This window comes from Erwinia artemisiae (genome assembly GCF_051400835.1).
GTDB classification, from domain to species: domain Bacteria; phylum Pseudomonadota; class Gammaproteobacteria; order Enterobacterales; family Enterobacteriaceae; genus Erwinia; species Erwinia aeris.
Genome location: NZ_JBLFFM010000011.1, coordinates 97,376 through 114,719, shown reverse-complemented (window position 1 = coordinate 114,719; position 17,344 = coordinate 97,376). Strand labels below are relative to the sequence as shown.

The 17,344-nt window shown below is 58.3% G+C and carries 17 protein-coding genes; 13 read left to right on the top strand and 4 right to left on the bottom strand.

What is annotated here, in order from left to right; translation table 11 throughout:
* Positions 1 to 139: 139 nt before the first annotated feature.
* From priA to rraA, 7 genes are all read left to right on the top strand, one after another.
* Complete coding sequence (gene priA / locus ACMGEE_RS19645) at positions 140 to 2,338, top strand: primosomal protein N' (RefSeq protein ID WP_253457105.1); 2,199 nt, start codon at positions 140 to 142, stop codon at positions 2,336 to 2,338.
* A 198-nt stretch (positions 2,339 to 2,536) separates the two neighbouring features.
* Positions 2,537 to 3,574 (top strand): DNA-binding transcriptional regulator CytR, encoded by a 1,038-nt coding sequence (gene cytR / locus ACMGEE_RS19640; RefSeq protein WP_436830526.1) that lies wholly within the window; start codon positions 2,537 to 2,539, stop codon positions 3,572 to 3,574.
* A gap of 159 nt (positions 3,575 to 3,733) precedes the next feature.
* A complete protein-coding gene (ftsN, locus tag ACMGEE_RS19635) occupies positions 3,734 to 4,708 on the top strand; it encodes a cell division protein FtsN (protein WP_301252492.1) in 975 nt (324 codons plus the stop codon).
* Between the two features lie 90 nt (positions 4,709 to 4,798).
* On the top strand, positions 4,799 to 5,329 hold the full coding sequence (gene hslV, locus ACMGEE_RS19630) for an ATP-dependent protease subunit HslV (RefSeq protein ID WP_012439891.1): 531 nt from the start codon (positions 4,799 to 4,801) through the stop codon (positions 5,327 to 5,329).
* Between the two features lie 11 nt (positions 5,330 to 5,340).
* Entirely contained in the window at positions 5,341 to 6,672 is a 1,332-nt protein-coding gene (gene hslU, locus ACMGEE_RS19625) for an ATP-dependent protease ATPase subunit HslU (RefSeq protein WP_125290572.1), read from the top strand.
* 172 nt (positions 6,673 to 6,844) lie between these two features.
* A complete protein-coding gene (locus tag ACMGEE_RS19620; RefSeq protein ID WP_436830525.1) occupies positions 6,845 to 7,774 on the top strand; it encodes a 1,4-dihydroxy-2-naphthoate polyprenyltransferase in 930 nt (309 codons plus the stop codon).
* A 106-nt stretch (positions 7,775 to 7,880) separates the two neighbouring features.
* Positions 7,881 to 8,366, top strand: coding sequence for a ribonuclease E activity regulator RraA (gene rraA, locus ACMGEE_RS19615; RefSeq protein ID WP_125290574.1), 486 nt, complete (start codon positions 7,881 to 7,883; stop codon positions 8,364 to 8,366).
* Between the two features lie 96 nt (positions 8,367 to 8,462).
* Here rraA and zapB read toward each other — a convergent pair whose 3' ends face one another.
* A complete protein-coding gene (gene zapB, locus ACMGEE_RS19610) occupies positions 8,463 to 8,702 on the bottom strand; it encodes a cell division protein ZapB (RefSeq protein ID WP_125290575.1) in 240 nt (79 codons plus the stop codon).
* Positions 8,692 to 9,150, bottom strand: coding sequence for a hypothetical protein (locus ACMGEE_RS19605; protein WP_253457091.1), 459 nt, complete (start codon positions 9,148 to 9,150; stop codon positions 8,692 to 8,694). Before ACMGEE_RS19605 ends, zapB begins: the two co-directional genes overlap by 11 nt.
* Here ACMGEE_RS19605 and ACMGEE_RS19600 point away from each other — a divergent pair.
* The 3 genes from ACMGEE_RS19600 to glpX all read left to right on the top strand — a co-directional run bounded on the left by ACMGEE_RS19600 (position 9,149) and on the right by glpX (position 12,690).
* Complete coding sequence (locus ACMGEE_RS19600) at positions 9,149 to 9,991, top strand: MIP/aquaporin family protein (protein WP_301252485.1); 843 nt, start codon at positions 9,149 to 9,151, stop codon at positions 9,989 to 9,991. The genes ACMGEE_RS19605 and ACMGEE_RS19600 overlap by 2 nt on opposite strands.
* Before the next feature lie 31 nt (positions 9,992 to 10,022).
* Positions 10,023 to 11,534 carry a glycerol kinase GlpK gene (gene glpK / locus ACMGEE_RS19595; protein ID WP_253457085.1) on the top strand — a complete coding sequence of 504 codons (1,512 nt, stop codon included), beginning with the start codon at positions 10,023 to 10,025 and terminating at the stop codon, positions 11,532 to 11,534.
* Between the two features lie 145 nt (positions 11,535 to 11,679).
* Entirely contained in the window at positions 11,680 to 12,690 is a 1,011-nt protein-coding gene (gene glpX, locus ACMGEE_RS19590) for a class II fructose-bisphosphatase (protein WP_253457082.1), read from the top strand.
* Between the two features lie 29 nt (positions 12,691 to 12,719).
* Here glpX and emrD read toward each other — a convergent pair whose 3' ends face one another.
* Complete coding sequence (gene emrD / locus ACMGEE_RS19585; RefSeq protein WP_253457079.1) at positions 12,720 to 13,898, bottom strand: multidrug efflux MFS transporter EmrD; 1,179 nt, start codon at positions 13,896 to 13,898, stop codon at positions 12,720 to 12,722.
* A gap of 280 nt (positions 13,899 to 14,178) precedes the next feature.
* Here emrD and fpr point away from each other — a divergent pair, with 280 nt between their 5' ends.
* Positions 14,179 to 14,925, top strand: coding sequence for a ferredoxin--NADP(+) reductase (gene fpr, locus ACMGEE_RS19580; protein WP_253457076.1), 747 nt, complete (start codon positions 14,179 to 14,181; stop codon positions 14,923 to 14,925).
* Here fpr and ACMGEE_RS19575 read toward each other — a convergent pair.
* Positions 14,916 to 15,359, bottom strand: coding sequence for a DUF805 domain-containing protein (locus ACMGEE_RS19575; RefSeq protein WP_253457073.1), 444 nt, complete (start codon positions 15,357 to 15,359; stop codon positions 14,916 to 14,918). The two genes, fpr and ACMGEE_RS19575, sit on opposite strands and share 10 nt — an antisense overlap.
* Before the next feature lie 92 nt (positions 15,360 to 15,451).
* Here ACMGEE_RS19575 and ACMGEE_RS19570 point away from each other — a divergent pair, with 92 nt between their 5' ends.
* Both ACMGEE_RS19570 and tpiA read left to right on the top strand, forming a co-directional pair.
* Positions 15,452 to 16,045, top strand: a complete 594-nt coding sequence (locus ACMGEE_RS19570) for a YiiQ family protein (RefSeq protein WP_125290582.1) — start codon at positions 15,452 to 15,454, stop codon at positions 16,043 to 16,045.
* A 119-nt stretch (positions 16,046 to 16,164) separates the two neighbouring features.
* Positions 16,165 to 16,932 carry a triose-phosphate isomerase gene (tpiA, locus tag ACMGEE_RS19565; RefSeq protein WP_253457069.1) on the top strand — a complete coding sequence of 256 codons (768 nt, stop codon included), beginning with the start codon at positions 16,165 to 16,167 and terminating at the stop codon, positions 16,930 to 16,932.
* Positions 16,933 to 17,344 lie beyond the last annotated feature (412 nt).

Here is a 17,344-nt window from a genome sequence, read left to right as displayed (position 1 = left end):
ATTCAGGTGATTTGATACCAAAATGCCGTACCAACGGCGGCGAACTATACAGAAAATAACCGCTCGCTGCAATCGAATCCGCACATTCAGGAAGACACAGTGTACACTATCCCGCTCATAATTTCATCCGGATAAATTCATGCCCGTCGTTCAGGTCGCTCTGCCCGTTCCGCTTGCCCGCAACTTTGACTATCTGCTGCCTGCGCATCTGCCTGCGGCGGTGCCGGGCGCGCGCGTCAGCGTGCCGTTTGGCAAGCGCAAAGCGGTCGGCGTGGTGGTGGGGCTTGCGGATACCAGCGACTTTCCCCTCGATCAGCTGAAGCCCGTTTATGAAGTGCTGGACGACGAGTCGCTGTATCCCGCTTCGCTGTGGCGCATTCTGCTGTGGGCGGCGGACTATTATCACTATCCGCTGGGCGAAGTGCTGTTTCACGCCATGCCCGTGCTGCTGCGCCAGGGGAAACCCGCGCGGGAAGCGCCGCTCTGGCAGTGGTTTATCACGGAAACCGGTCGGGAAACCGCCCCGGAAAGCCTGAAGCGCGCGCCGAAACAGCAGCAGGCGCTGGCGGCGCTGCGCCAGCGTAATCTCTATCGCCATGAAATCGGCCAGCACGACATTACCGATGCGACGCTTCAGGCCCTGCGCGCCAAAGGATTATGCGATCTCCAGACGCAGCAGCGCGCGCCGCAGGACTGGCGAACGCATTACGCCGTCAAAGGCGAACGGCTGCGGCTGAACACCGAACAGGCCACGGCGGTCGGCGCTATCCGGGCCGAAGACGACCATTTCGCTGCCTGGCTGCTGGCCGGCATCACCGGCTCCGGCAAAACCGAAGTCTACCTGAGCGTGCTGGAGAACGTGCTGGCCAGCGGCAAGCAGGCGCTGGTGCTGGTGCCGGAAATCGGCCTGACGCCACAAACCATCGCCCGCTTCCGCGAGCGCTTTGACGCGCCGGTAGACGTGCTGCACTCCGCGCTGAACGACAGCGAGCGGCTGGCGGTATGGCTGCGCGCCCGTCAGGGTGAAACGGCCATCGTTATCGGCACCCGCTCGGCGCTGTTCACGCCTTTTGCGCAGCTGGGCGTGATTATTATCGATGAAGAGCACGACAGCTCCTACAAGCAGCAGGAAGGCTGGCGCTATCAGGCGCGCGATCTGGCTGTTTTTCGCGCCCGTCAGGAAGATATCCCGATTGTAATGGGAACCGCCACGCCCGCGCTGGAGACGCTGCACAACGTGCAGATGGGCAAATATCGTCAGCTGAACCTCAGCAAGCGTGCGGGCAACGCGCGTCAGGCGACGCAGCAGCTGATCGACCTGAAAGGCGTGAAGCTTCAGGGCGGCCTGTCGCCGATGCTGATCAAAAAGATAGGGCAGCATCTGCAGGCGGATAATCAGGTGCTGCTGTTTTTAAACCGACGCGGCTTTTCTCCGGCCATGCTCTGCCACGAGTGCGGCTGGATAGCCGAATGCCAGCGCTGCGACCGCTACTACACGCTGCATCAGCACCACCGCCAGCTGCGCTGCCACCACTGCGACAGCCAGCGCCCTATTCCGCACCAGTGCCCCCAGTGCGGCTCGACGCATCTGGTGCCGGTCGGCCTGGGCACCGAACAGCTGGAGCAAAACCTGGGCGAGCTGTTTCCCGGCGTGCCGCTGTCCCGCATCGACCGCGACACCACCAGCCGCAAGGGCGCGCTTGAACAACATCTGGCCGACGTTCATCGTGGCGGCGCCAGGATCCTGGTGGGCACGCAGATGCTGGCAAAAGGCCACCACTTTCCTGACGTGACGCTGGTTTCGCTGCTGGATGTCGACGGCGCGCTGTTTTCCGCCGACTTCCGCTCCGCCGAGCGCTTCGCCCAGCTTTATACCCAGGTGGCCGGGCGTGCCGGACGTGCCGGGAAACAGGGCGAAGTGATGCTGCAAACCCATCATCCTGAACATCCCCTTCTGCAAACGCTGCTGCATCAGGGCTACGACGCTTTTGCGCAGCAGGCGCTGGTCGAAAGGAAAACCGTGTTTCTGCCGCCGTTCACCAGCCACGCGCTGTTCCGCTCGGAGGATCACGATAACCAGCAGTCCGCGCTCTTTTTACAGCAGCTGCGCAATCTGCTGGAAGCCAGCCCGCTTAAGGATGAAGCGTTCTGGGTTATGGGCCCGGTGCCGGCGCTTCAGCCTAAACGAGGCGGGCGCTACCGCTGGCAGCTGCTGCTCCAGCATCCTTCCCGCGCGCTGCTGCAGCGGCTGATTAAGGCTACGCTGCCGCTGATGGGCACGCTACCGCAGTCGCGCAAGGTGAAATGGACGCTGGATGTGGATCCCACCGAAAGCTGAAATGCCAGACGATATCGTCTTCTTGCTGCGAGCCGGCTCGAAAAAAGTCGCACAAGTCACTATTTTTATGCAAATTAAGTAACGCAATTGATTAGCATTGGTTAATTTCACGGTGAGGGTCGGCTATAACGCTGACAAAAAGCCTTTTATTTCCGGCCGACGCCGGGCAGTCAACCGGCCGGTATGAGGAGAACAGCGTTGGAGCACAAGCCAGAAACCGTGGGCGCCACGATGAAAGACGTGGCGGAAAAAGCGGGCGTATCGACGGCGACCGTTTCCCGCGCCCTGATGAGTCCGGAAAAGGTTTCTGCCGCCACGCGCCAAAAAGTCGACGAGGCGGTGATTGCCGTTGGCTATTCGCCTCATGCCATGGTGCGCCATCCGCGACGCAGCGAGTCCCGCACAATCCTGGTGATAGTGCCCGACATTTGCGACCCCTTTTTCAGCGAAATTATTCGCGGGGTGGAATCGGTGGCGGCCGAAGAAGGCTATCTGGTGCTGATTGGCGACTGCGCGCACCAAAACCGTCAGGAGAGCGCTTTCCTGAATCTGGTGATGACCCGACAGATTGACGGCATGGTGCTGCTGGGGTCGCAGGTGCCTTTTGAAACCGGGCCGGAAGAGCAGCGCAGCCTGCCGCCGATGGTGATGGCCAATGAATTCGCGCCCGATCTGGCGCTGCCGACCGTGCACATTGATAACCTGACGGCGGCGTTCGAGGCGGTGAACCATCTGCTTAAGCTGGGCCACGAGCGTATCGCCTGCGTCGCCGGGCCGCAGGAGATGCCGCTGTGTCAGTATCGCCTGCAGGGCTATATTCAGGCGCTGCAACGCAACGGCATCAGGCTGGATCCGCGCTATATCGTGCGCGGCGATTTCACGTTTGACGCCGGCAGCCGCGCGCTGAAGCAGCTAATGCGGCTGCCGCAGCCGCCGGACGCCCTGTTCTGCCACAGCGATATCATGGCGCTGGGCGCGATGGCGCAGGCGAAAATAATGGGGCTGCGCGTGCCGAAAGATCTGTCGCTGATTGGTTTTGATGATGTCGAACTGTCGCGCTACAGCGATCCTCAGCTGACTACCATTGCCCAGCCGCGATTCAACATCGGCCGCGAGGCGATGAATCTGCTGCTGGAACAGCTACAGGGCAAGCTGGTAAACAGCGGTTCCCGGCTGCTGGATTTTGAAATAAAAATTCGCGGCAGCACGGCGCCCGCGCTGCGGCAAAAAGCGTAGCGCGAACAAAATCTTTCCTTTTGGGCAACAAAACCGAGATTCAGCAGATTCTTAATCGTATCCCTGCTGGTCAAACTTCCGGCCCTTGAGTAACATGGCGAGCTGCAGGCCAGCGCGCTGGCCCGACCTTACTCTTCATTGATTATTAGCGGAACGATAGTGGCACAAAAAGATTACGTAGGCCGCGGGCGTTCGACAGGGACGCGTCGCAAAAAGAGCAACGGCCGCGGCGGCAGTAAAAAGCGCAGCAGCGGATCGGGTGTATCAAAGATCATGGTAGGTCTGGCCGTCGCGGTACTGGTGACGTTTGTCGGTGGCTTATGGTTTATCGCCCATCATAAAAAAGAGGAAGAGGCGCCGGTCATCCCGGATCACAAAGCAGCCGGCAACGGTTTGCCGCCCAAGCCAGAAGAGCGCTGGCGCTACATTAAAGAGCTGGAGAACCGTCAAATCACCGTGCCGACGCCCGTCGAGCCTTCGGCAGGCGGTGAAGTGCATTCGCCTACGCAACTGACCGACGAGCAGCGCCAGCTGCTGGAGCAGATGCAGGCCGATATGCGCCAGCAGCCTACCCAGCTGAACGAAGTGCCGTGGAACGAGCAGACGCCAGCCCAACGCCAGCAAACGCTACAGCGCCAGCAGCAGCAGACGCAGCTGCAACAGCAGTCGCGCCAGCCGCAGAACGCCTATTCATCAGAACCTCAGCCTTCTCGTCAGGTACAGACGCAGCCACAGATCCAGCCGCGTCAGGTTCAAACGCAGCCGCAGGTACAGCCATCGCGTCAGCAGCCGGCACAGCAGCAGCACATGCTGCCGCAGCACAGCCAGCAGCCGACGGTAGCTCAGGAGCCTGTCCGCCAGCCGCAGCCGAAAACCGAGAAGCCAAAAGAAGTCGAAAAAGAGAAGACGCAGCGCTGGATGGTGCAGTGCGGCTCGTTCAAAGGCAGCGACCAGGCGGAATCCGTACGCGCCTCGCTGGCGTTTGAAGGCTTTGAAAGCAAAATCACCAGCGGCGGCGGCTGGAATCGCGTGATCGTCGGCCCTTACAACAGCCGCACCGCCGCCGACAGCACGCTGAAACGCCTGCGCGGCAACGGCCATTCAAATTGTATTCCTGTCTCTTTGGGGGGTTGAAACCTTCCAGATTCCCCCCATATCTGATCGCATCATTGCCCCGCAGTAGGCCTGCGGGGAGATCTTTCGACTGTAACAAGGGGTCTGCCCGTGACAACAATTGTAAGTGTACGACGCAACGGCCAGGTAGTAATTGGCGGTGATGGCCAGGCTACGCTCGGCAACACCGTAATGAAAGGCAACGTCAAAAAAGTGCGTCGTCTTTATAATGACAAGGTCATTGCTGGTTTTGCCGGTGGCACAGCAGATGCCTTTACGCTGTTTGAGCTGTTCGAACGCAAGCTGGAGATGCATCAGGGCCATCTGGTGAAGGCGGCGGTCGAACTGGCCAAAGACTGGCGTACCGATCGGATGCTGCGCAAGCTGGAAGCCCTGCTGGCCGTAGCTGACGAAAACGCCTCGCTGATCATCACCGGCAACGGCGACGTGATCCAGCCGGAAAACGATCTGATCGCCATCGGTTCTGGCGGCCCGTACGCACAGGCTGCCGCTCGTGCGCTGCTGGAAAACACCGACATTGGCGCGCGCGACATCGTGGAAAAAGCGCTGGGTATTGCAGGCGATATCTGCATCTATACCAACCACAATCTTACTATCGAAGAATTATCGTCTAAAGCGTAAGGACCCTGATTATGTCTGAAATGACCCCGCGCGAAATCGTCAGCGAACTGGACAGATTTATTATCGGCCAGGACGGCGCCAAGCGCGCTGTTGCCATCGCCCTGCGCAACCGCTGGCGCCGTATGCAGCTCGACGAAGAGCTGCGCCACGAAGTGACGCCTAAAAATATTCTGATGATTGGCCCGACCGGCGTAGGTAAAACCGAAATCGCCCGTCGCCTGGCCAAGCTGGCGAATGCGCCTTTTATTAAGGTGGAAGCGACTAAGTTCACCGAAGTGGGCTATGTAGGTAAAGAAGTGGATTCTATCATCCGCGATCTGACCGATTCCGCGATCAAAATGGTGCGCTCGCAGGCGATTGAGAAAAACCGCTATCGCGCCGAAGAGATGGCCGAAGAACGCATTCTCGACGTGCTGATCCCACCGGCGAAAAACAACTGGGGCCAGCCGGAAGCCGCTGCCGAGCCGTCTGCTGCCCGCCAGTCTTTCCGCAAAAAGCTGCGCGAAGGCCAGCTGGACGATAAAGAGATCGAAATCGATCTGGCCGCCGCGCCAATGGGTGTCGAGATCATGGCGCCTCCGGGTATGGAAGAGATGACCAGCCAGCTGCAGTCGATGTTCCAGAACATCGGCGGCCAGAAGCAGAAGCCGCGTAAGCTGCCGATCAAAGAAGCGATGAAGCTGCTGATCGAGGAAGAAGCCGCCAAACTGGTCAATCCGGAAGAGTTAAAGCAGGAAGCGATCGACGCGGTCGAGCAGCACGGCATCGTGTTTATCGACGAAATCGACAAGGTCTGTAAGCGTGGCGAAAGCTCCGGCCCGGACGTTTCCCGCGAAGGCGTACAGCGCGACCTGCTGCCGCTGGTGGAAGGCTGCACCGTTTCCACCAAGCACGGTATGGTGAAAACCGACCACATTCTGTTTATCGCTTCCGGCGCGTTCCAGGTCGCCAGCCCTTCCGATCTGATCCCGGAACTGCAGGGTCGTCTGCCGATCCGCGTTGAGCTACAGGCGCTGACCACGCACGACTTTGAGCGCATCCTGACCGAGCCAAGCGCGTCCGTCACCGTGCAGTACAAGGCGCTGATGAAGACCGAAGGCGTGGATATCCACTTTACGGAAGACGGCATCAGCCGCATCGCTGCCGCAGCCTGGCAGGTGAACGAAACCGCTGAGAACATCGGCGCGCGTCGTCTGCATACCGTGCTGGAGCGCCTGATGGAAGAGATTTCCTACGACGCCAGCGACCGCAACGGCGAGTCGATCACCATCGATGCCGATTACGTTGGTAAACATCTGGACGAGCTGGTAGCGGACGAAGATCTCAGCCGCTTTATTCTGTAATCTTCCACGCTCGCGCCTTTTTAAACCCCGTCGCTTACGCGCGGGGTTTTTCTTTGTCCGCCGCCTCTGCTTTCCCGCCCAATTCCTGACGTGGATTAATTCTCCGCGTGCAGACAGCCAGTAAACTGGTCGCTTTCCGGCATTCATCCTCTTTCAGCAAAGGCCCAGCCTGATGAGCGACAATATCTCTGCAGTTCCGGCTTTTACCTCTTTCCGCGCATGGCTGGAAAGCCTGCGCTTACGTACGCTGCCTTTAGCCTGCGCGTCGGTGATTACCGGCTCGGCGCTGGCCTGGCGTGAGGGACATTTCGATCCGGCCGTCGCGCTGCTGACGCTGCTGACCACGGCGCTGCTGCAAATTTTGTCCAATCTGGCCAACGACTATGGCGATGCGGTAAAAGGCAGCGACACGCCCGATCGCCTCGGCCCGCTACGCGGCATGCAGAAAGGGCTGATCGGCCTGAAGCAGATGCGCTTTGCGCTGACGCTGACGGTTGCGCTGACGCTGATCGCGGGCGTAACGCTGGTGGTGCGCGCCTGTCAGAGCCTCGGCGATATGCTGGGCTTTCTGGCGCTGGGCGCGCTGGCCATCGTCGCCGCCATCGCCTATACGGTAGGGAAAAAACCTTACGGCTATCTTGGGCTGGGCGATCTTTCCGTGCTGGTTTTCTTTGGCTGGCTGGGCGTGGTGGGCAGCTTTTATCTGCAAACGCACGGCCTGCATCTGTTGACTTTTCTGCCCGCGACCGGCTGCGGCCTGCTGGCGGTCGCCGTGCTCAACGTCAATAACATGCGCGATATCGAGAGCGATCGGCGGAACGGTAAATTTACGCTGGCCTTGCGGCTTGGCCCCTGTAACTCGCGCTACTATCATGCCATGCTGCTTTCCGGCTCTCTGTTCTGCTTCGCCTTGTATGCCAAACTGACGATGCTGGACGCGTCGGGCTGGCTGTTTTTGCTCAGCGCGCCGCTGCTGTTCGGTCAGGCGCGCTTCATTATCAGGCATACTTCCGCCGCCGCTATGCGGCCTGTGCTGGAGAAAACGGTGAAGGCGGCGCTGCTGGTGAATCTTCTTTTCGCCATCGGTCTGGCAATGAATTAATCGCGATGTCCCTGACCTGCCGCAATTTTTAACAACTGATGGTTTTGCCAACAACCGCCAGAAAGCGATATACTTAGTCTCCCTGTGGCGAACAGATGAACCCCTTATGAAATACGATACTTCCGAACTCTGCGACATCTATCATGAAGATGTGAACGTGGTTGAACCGCTCTTTTCAAACTTTGGTGGCCGCACCTCGTTTGGCGGGCAAATCACCACGGTGAAATGTTTTGAAGATAACGGGCTTCTGTATGATCTGCTGGAAGAAAACGGACGCGGGCGCGTGCTGCTGGTAGACGGCGGCGGCTCTGTACGGCGCGCGCTGGTCGATGCGGCGCTGGCTCGCCTGGCGTTGCAAAACGAATGGGAAGGGTTGGTGATCTACGGCTCCGTGCGCCAGGTAGACGACCTGGAAGAGCTGGATATCGGCATTCAGGCGATTGCGGCTATCCCGGCTGGCGCCGCTGGCGAAGGCATTGGCGAAAGCGACGTGCGCGTCAATTTTGGCGGCGTGACCTTCTTTTCAGGCGACCATCTTTATGCCGATAATACCGGTATTATCCTTTCCGAAGATCCGCTGGATATCGAATAGCACACCTTATCCTTCCAGAAGATCCACCGGCTGGCATATAGCAAAAACGGGTGCTGACTGGCACCCGTTCTTTTACCGCCTGCCGTCAAACCTGACTCAGACTTCTTCCATTTTTCCCAACAGCGCACGCAGACGCTCCTGCCAGACATGCTGCTCCTCTTTCAGGTGCTGGTTTTCACGCACCAGGGATTCGCTGTTGCCCGCGGCCTGCTGAACCTGCTGATTCAGGTTGTTGTTCTGCTCTTTCAGCTCTTCAATTTCCATCTGCAGCAGCGTGATAGTATCAATCGCCTGCTGTACTTTTGCTTCCAGTTTCTCGAACACTTCAAATGACATCGTAAATGACCTCTCCTAATCGCAAGGCGTTGATGTTGCAGACGCGGCGCGATCGACACTGGCCGACCCGCTGCGGCTCACAACGATGTTCCGATTGTATGTAGAGCGGCCCGCCAAGTCCAGCAACGAACCTGCTACGGCGCAGAGAGCCGCGTTTTTCAGCGCAGACCTGGTGTTTGTAACATTTACCCGCGATCCCTGCGCGGGTATTGTTAACAAATTGCAACATGAAATGGAAAACGAAAGCCAAAAGCCGCAGGAAAATTCCGTTAAAAGACGCGAAAACGCTCATTTTTTTGAAGCAGCACACAACTTTTGATTTCGCTATTTCTCGTTTATGCTCGTTAACGATAAATTCACAACAACCCCACACAAGATTGGGGCGACTCAGGGAAAGAGAAAAAAAAGCCGTACACCATTTAACCTCGCCTTCAGGAACCAACATCATGAGCCAGACAACCACCACCCTTAAAGGGCAGTGCATCGCCGAGTTTCTCGGCGTCGGCACGATTATTTTCTTTGGTGCCGGCTGCGTCGCGGCGGCAAAGGTAGCAGGCGCGGTACTCGGCCTGTGGGAAATCAGCATCATCTGGGGGATCGCCGTTGCCATGGCGGTTTACCTGAGCGCGGCCATTTCCGGGGCGCATTTGAACCCGGCCGTGACCCTGGCGCTTTGCCTGTTTGGCAACTTCGAAGGCCGTAAAGTTATTCCTTATATTGTGGCGCAGGTGGCAGGCGCCTTCTGCTCCGCCGCGCTGGTTTATGCGCTCTACCATAACCTGTTTCTGGACTACGAGCAGACGCACCATATGGTGCGCGGCAGCGTCGAGAGCCTGGATTTGGCCGGTATTTTCTCTACCTACCCTAATCCGCATATCAGCGTTGGCCAGGCTTTCCTGGTTGAAGCCGTGATCACTGCCGTGATGATGGGGCTGATTATGGCCCTGACCGACGACGGCAACGGCCTGCCGCGCGGCCCGATGGCTCCGCTGCTGATCGGCCTGCTTATCGCGGTTATCGGCGGTGCAATGGGTCCGTTGACCGGCTTCGCCCTGAACCCGGCCCGTGATTTCGGACCCAAGATCTTTGCCTGGCTGGCCGGTTGGGGTAACGTTGCTTTCACCGGCGCCCGCGATATTCCTTATTTCCTCGTGCCAATTTTTGGCCCGATTGTTGGCGCCTGCGTGGGTGCATTCGGCTACCGCTCTCTGATCGCCCGTAACCTGCCTGGCGCAGCTGCGGTAAAGAAGCCAGAGACGATAGCGCGTGCTGAACAGCGTAAAGCGTAAGTGCTAACCCTTTACACATCAGGAAGGATTTATGACTACAGATAAAAAATATATCGTCGCGCTGGATCAGGGCACAACCAGCTCCCGCGCCGTGGTGCTGGATCACGACTCCAACATTGTTGCGGTTTCCCAGCGCGAATTTCAGCAAATTTATCCTAAGACCGGCTGGGTCGAACACGATCCGATGGACATCTGGGCGTCACAAAGCTCCACGCTGGTGGAAGTGCTGGCCCACGCCGATATCCGTTCGGACGAGATAGCCGCCATTGGCATCACCAACCAGCGTGAAACCGCTATCGTCTGGGACAAAGAGACCGGCAAGCCGATCTATAACGCTATCGTCTGGCAGGATCCGCGCACCGCCGATTACTGCGCCCGACTGAAAAAAGAGGGGCTGGAAGAATACATTCAGCACACTACCGGGCTGGTGATTAACCCTTACTTCTCCGGCACCAAGGTTAAATGGATCCTGGATCACGTTGAAGGCTCGCGCGAGCGGGCAAAGCGCGGCGAGCTGCTGTTCGGCACCGTCGATTCCTGGCTGGTGTGGAAAATGACGCAGGGACGGGTGCATATCACCGATTACACCAACGCCTCGCGTACCATGATGTTCAACATCCACAAGCTGGAGTGGGATCAGCGCATGCTGGATATCCTGGATATCCCGCGTGAAATGCTGCCGGAAGTGAAGTCTTCTTCCGAAGTCTACGGCCAGACCAATATCGGCGGTAAAGGCGGCACGCGTATCCCTATCGCCGGTATCGCGGGCGACCAGCAGGCGGCGCTGTATGGCCAGCTTTGCGTTCAGCCGGGCATGGCGAAAAACACCTACGGTACCGGCTGCTTTATGCTGATGAACACGGGCACGGAAGCGGTCACCTCCACTAACGGCCTGTTGACCACTATCGCCTGCGGCCCGCGCGGCGAAGTCAACTATGCGCTGGAAGGCGCGGTATTTATCGGCGGCGCGTCTATCCAGTGGCTGCGTGACGAGATGAAGCTAATCGGTGACGCCACCGATTCCGAATACTTCGCCACCAAGGTAAAAGACAGCAACGGCGTGTATATGGTGCCGGCCTTTACCGGCCTGGGCGCGCCTTACTGGGACCCGTATGCGCGCGGCGCTATCTTCGGCCTGACGCGCGGCGCGAACGCGAACCATATTATTCGCGCCACGCTGGAATCTATCGCCTTCCAGACCCGCGACGTGCTGGAAGCCATGCAGAATGACTCCAACACCCGCCTGCAGTCTCTGCGTGTCGATGGCGGCGCGGTAGCCAACAACTTCCTGATGCAGTTCCAGTCCGATATCCTGGGCACCCGCGTCGAACGCCCGGAAGTATTGGAAGTAACCGCGCTGGGTTCCGCCTATCTGGCGGGGCTGGCGGTCGGCTTCTGGAAAGATTTGGATGAAGTCCGTGCCAAGGCCGTCATTGAACGCGAATTCCGTCCGAGCATCGAAACCACCGAGCGTAACTATCGTTATGCAGGCTGGAAGAAAGCCGTTTCCCGCGCTCAGGCATGGGAAGACCACGAAGAGTAACGTCTTCTCGCCCGCAGTCGCCACGGCTGCGGGCATCTGTTCCGCCCCTCCTCTCTGATGTTCAGAACCCGGCGATAAGAATGCTGGCGTTTTTCCTCCCCGCCATGCCAGACTTCCTGCTTCATTACTTTGCGTAAGGCCCATTATGAAACGAGAACTCGCTATTGAATTTTCACGCGTAACGGAAGCGGCAGCGCTGGCTGGCTACAAATGGCTCGGGCGCGGCGACAAGAACGCGGCCGACGGCGCTGCGGTGCACGCCATGCGTATCATGCTGAATAAAGTCGATATCGATGGGCAAATCGTCATCGGCGAAGGCGAGATCGACGAAGCACCGATGCTGTACATTGGCGAAAAAGTGGGCAGCGGCCAGGGCGATGCGGTGGATATCGCGGTCGATCCTATTGAAGGCACGCGCATGACCGCCATGGGCCAGGCCAACGCGCTGGCCGTGCTGGCCGTTGGCGATAAAGGCACCTTTCTGAACGCGCCCGATATGTATATGGAAAAGCTGGCGGTTGGCCCTGGCGCGAAAGGCGCTATCGATCTGGCGTTGCCGCTGGCGGAAAACCTGCGAAATATCGCGCGGGCGCTGCAAAAACCGCTGACGGAGCTGACCGTCACCGTTCTTGCCAAGCCGCGCCATGACGGCGTGATTGCCGAGATGCAGCAGCTGGGCGTGCGAATTTTTGCCTTTCCCGACGGCGACGTGGCCGCCTCTATCCTGACCTGTATGCCGGACAGCGAAGTGGACGTGCTGTACGGCATCGGCGGCGCGCCGGAAGGCGTGGTTTCGGCGGCGGTGATCCGCGCGCTGGATGGTGATATGCAGGGACGCCTGCTGCCGCGTCACGCGGTCAAAGGCGATACGCCGGAAAACCGCGCGCTGGGTGAACAGGAGCTGCAACGCTGTCGGGCAATGGGTATTGAAGCCGGAAAGGTGCTGGCGCTGGCCGACATGGCGCGCAACGATAACGTTATTTTCTCCGCAACCGGCATCACCAGCGGCGATCTGCTGAAAGGCATTACGCGCCAGGGCAACGTCGCCACCACCGAAACGCTGCTGGTGCGCGGCAAATCGCGCACTATCCGCCGCATCCAGTCCATTCACTATCTGGATCGTAAGGACGCGAGCCTGCATCAATATATTCTGTAGGATGTTTACGGGCCGTTTGGCCCGTTACTTCATACCGCGTGCATCTCCGGCCTTTTCGACAAGGGTAGCCAGCACAGCAGGATCAGCAGCGCCATGGCGAACATCAGCATACCCAGGCTGAACTGGCCGTTCTGCGGCAGCAGCGCCGACAGCCAGGCCGCCAGGCCCGATCCCAGGTTTTGCAGGCCGCCCAACAGCGCGCCCGCCGTACCGGCCATATAGGGCCACGGCTCCATGGCGCCCGTGGTCGCCAGGGGAAACAGCATGCCCGCGCCGAAGAAAAACAGCGCGGCAGGCGCCACCAGCGTCCAGATGGTCATCACGCCGAACCAGGCCGGGATCCACATCAGCGCGCCAGCCAGCAGGCAGCTATTGACCGACCACCACATCAGCTGCTGAAAAGGCTTATTGTCGCGACCGGCAAACCACGCGCCGAAAAACGCCGCCGGGATCGGCAGAATAAACAGCAGGCTGACCGTGAGGCTGTTGAGTCCCAGCACGCCGCCCATCAGCACGCCGCAGCTGGCTTCAAACACGGCGATGCCGCCCAGCGCGCCCATCAGCATAATCAGATAGCGCACAAAGGTGCTGTCAGCCAGCAGCGGCTTATAGCGTGAAAAAAGCGCGCGTTTTTCCAACGGCGCGGGACGCGTTTCCGGCAGCCAACGCAGCATTGCCGTGCCCACACCCAGGCAGAGCAACAGCAGAAAAATAAAGCAGGCGTGCCAGCCAAACAGATGAGTCAGCAGCGCGCCAATCACCGGCGCAACCAGCGGACTGACCAGAATGCCCATATTCAGCAGGCTGTTGGCCTGCCGCAGCGCGCCGCCCGCATACAGATCGCGCGGCATGGTGCGAGCCATCACGCCCGCCACGCCCGTTCCCAGTCCCTGAATGGCGCTGCCCAGCACCAGCAGATCGAAGGTCGGCGCGCCGAGCGCGACCAGTGAACCGATCATAAAAATAGTTAATCCGCCCAGGATAACCGGACGCCGCCCGATATTATCCGACAGCGGGCCATACAGCAGCTGCGAGCCGCCGTAGGTCATCAGATACGCGGCCATCACGCGCTGCACCACGCCGTCGCGCACGCCAAAATCCTGCGCGATGGTCGCCATCGCCGGAACATAAATGGTTTGCGCCATCTGTCCGACGGCCACCAGCGCGATCAGCATCACCAGCAAATGCCCGTTTGCAATTTTCTTCATTTTATCAGCACAATTTATCGGCTAAATCGCCATTAAACAGGACGATTGGCCAGGAAGGGTTTTCGATAGCGAGGAAAATATCAGGAACGCATGACAAAGCGAGAGGGCAAGGAAAAATGGTCTTTAATTAAGTGTCAGCAAAAGCGTTCAGCGGCGTAAATGAAACTGTACGTCGGATGCCGGATTTGTCGATATGAGCTTTGCGCAACACGGAGGCTGGCAAAAAAGCCGTTCCGTAGCGAAGATAGGCTATTCAACCGTTTTGACTAAGGAGCGCACTATGGCCGAGTGGGTCAACGCCACAGTACAGCAGGTGCAGGACTGGACTGAGAGCCTGTTCAGCATTACCGTCACCGCGCCCATCGATCCCTTTATTGCCGGACAGTTCGCCAAGCTGGCGCTGGAAGTCGACGGCGAACGCGTGCAGCGCGCCTACTCTTTTGTGAACGCCCCCAGCAACGCCAACCTGGAGTTCTACCTGGTGACGGTGCCGGAAGGCAAATTAAGCCCGCGACTTCATGCATTGCAGCCGGGCCAGAAGCTGATGATCACCAAAGAATCCGCCGGTTTTTTTGTGATAGATGAAATCCCCGAGTGCAAAACGCTGTGGATGCTGGCGACCGGGACGGCTATCGGCCCCTATCTTTCTATCCTGCAGGAAGGCAAAGGGCTGGCGCGTTTTGAGCATATCGTTCTCGTCCATGCCGTCCGCTACGCGCAGGACCTGAGCTATCTGCCGCTGATGCAGGCGCTGGAGCAGCGCTATCAGGGACAGCTACGTATTCAGACGGTGGTCAGCCGTGAAGCAGCTGAAGGCTCGCTGACCGGCCGCGTGCCCGCGCTGATAGAGCGTGGCGAGCTGGAAGCCGCCGTCGGGCTGCCCATGACGGCAGAAGAGAGCCATATCATGCTGTGCGGCAACCCGCAGATGGTCAGAGACACCCAGCAGCTGCTGAAAGAGACGCGCGACATGCGCAAGCACCTGAAACGTAAGCCTGGCCATATCACCAGCGAACACTACTGGTAATCGGGCGTCCGACGACCAAAATAGTTCACCTGCAACGTCGTTTTGCCGAAGCGGTTGGCGCCTTTGCTGCCGCTGAAGACGCCCAGTTCCAGGCTCATGGTCACCAGGATCAGCGTGGGAATAAAGCGCCCCAGCGTCCACTGCCAGCTGGCGGGCAGCGCCGACCAGTTCCCTGCCAGCAGCATCCACGCCACGATCAGCAGCAAAGCCCAGGCGGCCGATTTGTTACGGTCGTGCAGACGTTTCACCACCACGGCGCTGGACGGCCACAGCAGGCTGACCACGCAGAAGGCGGCGGTCTGCGTGCTGATCCAGCCTCGCGCGGCCAGGGTAAACAGCACGGTCAGCAGCACCAGCCACAGCGTCAGCCAAATCCACAGATCGCGCCGCCCCAGCCTGCCACGCCAGGAAAAACACCACGCTTGTAAGGTCATTTTTTCTTCCTCAGAACAGCGTCAGGCTTTGACTTTGCCGGTCATTGTCCGTTTTAATCTTGCGTTAACTGCATTAGTTAGAGCGACAGATAATGAATAAAGCGTTGTTCACGGGTTTTACGTTACTGGTCTGGCTGAGTACCGCGCCCGTTCGGGCCGAAGCCGATCCTCAGGAGCGTGCTGAACATATGCCTACAGCGCCCTATCTTCTGGCGGGTGCGCCGACCTTTGATATGACTATCGGCCAGTTTCGCGAAAAGTATAATGCTATCAATCCAAAGTTACAGATTGCTGAATACCGGGCGACGGACAGCCGCGGTGATAAAAGTAATTTGACCCGTGCCGCCAGCAAGATCAATGAAAATCTCTACTCTTCTACCGCGCTGGAACAGGGAACCGGAAAGATCAAAACGTTACAGATTACCTGGCTGCCGGTGCCCGGCCCGGAAGAGAAAGCCGCACGGGATAAAGCGCTGGCCTATATGATTGCGCTGACGCGGTTTTTTGAACCGACGCTGACTCAGGAACAGAGTCAGAAGCGGCTGGACGATCTGCTGAGTAAAGGGAAAGGCTCGCGCTACTATGCCCAGGCGGAAGGCGCGCTGCGCTACGTGGTGGCCGACAACGGCGAAAAAGGGCTGACCTTCGCCATCGAGCCGGTAAAACTCGCCCTGAACGGCAGCTAACCGGGTTTAAAAATGACGAAAAGCAAAGCTCTGAAGGGCTTTGATCTCTATACTGTCCGGCAGACAACGCTGCTGAGGCAGGGTAATTAAACCGTATCGCGCTAAGCGTGGAGGATAGAATGCGACATCCGTTAGTAATGGGTAACTGGAAACTGAACGGCAGCAAACACATGGTCAACGAGCTGATTGCCGGTCTGCGTAATGAGCTGAGCGCCGTCGATGGCTGCGGCGTAGCCATTGCCCCTCCAACGATTTATCTGGATCTGGCGAAGCACGCCAGCTCGGGTAGCCATATCGTGCTTGGCGCGCAGAACGTGGACGTTAACCTGTCTGGCGCGTTCACCGGCGAAGTATCCGCCGAGATGCTGAAAGACGTAGGCGCGAAATACATCATTATCGGCCACTCCGAGCGTCGCACTTATCATAAAGAGAGCGACGAGCTGATTGCCAAAAAATTCGCGGTGCTGAAAACGGCCGGTCTGATCCCGGTACTGTGCATTGGCGAAACCGAAGCGGAAAACGAAGCGGGTAAAACCGAAGAAGTTTGCGCACGCCAGATTGACGCCGTGCTGGAAACCCAGGGCGCTGACGCGTTCAACGGCGTGGTCATTGCCTATGAGCCAGTCTGGGCTATCGGCACCGGCAAATCCGCTACCCCTGCACAGGCCCAGGCCGTGCATAAATTTATCCGTGACCATATCGCCAAAAAAGATGCCGCTGTCGCAGAACAGGTCATTATCCAGTACGGCGGTTCCGTTAACGATAAGAATGCGGCCGAGCTGTTTGCCCAGCCGGATATCGACGGCGCGCTGGTTGGCGGCGCATCGCTGAAAGCGGATGCTTTCGCGGTAATCGTTAAGGCTGCCGCAGCGGCTAAAAAAGCCTGACGCTGCCGATAAAGCACAGTGCCTGTTCCGTCCGGCAGCATGCCGGACGTATCAATCTGTGACGCCTGTTCCGCCCGTGCGGAGCAGGCATTTTTTTGCCCGGCCTGCGCGGAGGTTTTTTTAATCGGCCTGTCCGCACGGAGATATCCGCCCTCATTTTACCCGCCACGCGGCTGGATCATCCGCTGGCCTTTCCCACTTAACAAACAATTAACATTTAATAACAACTAAATTCTCTGCAATCTTCCCTGCTCACGCCTGCTTTTCAGGCTTTACCTGTCTGCTTTTTGCACAACCCCATCCGAAGAAAACCAAATTATCCTTATGAAAATTAATAATAAATAACCGCTAACTCTCTTTGCCGTTTCGCTGAAGCAGCCTCTGGTATTACTTCCTCTAATTTTGTTTGATT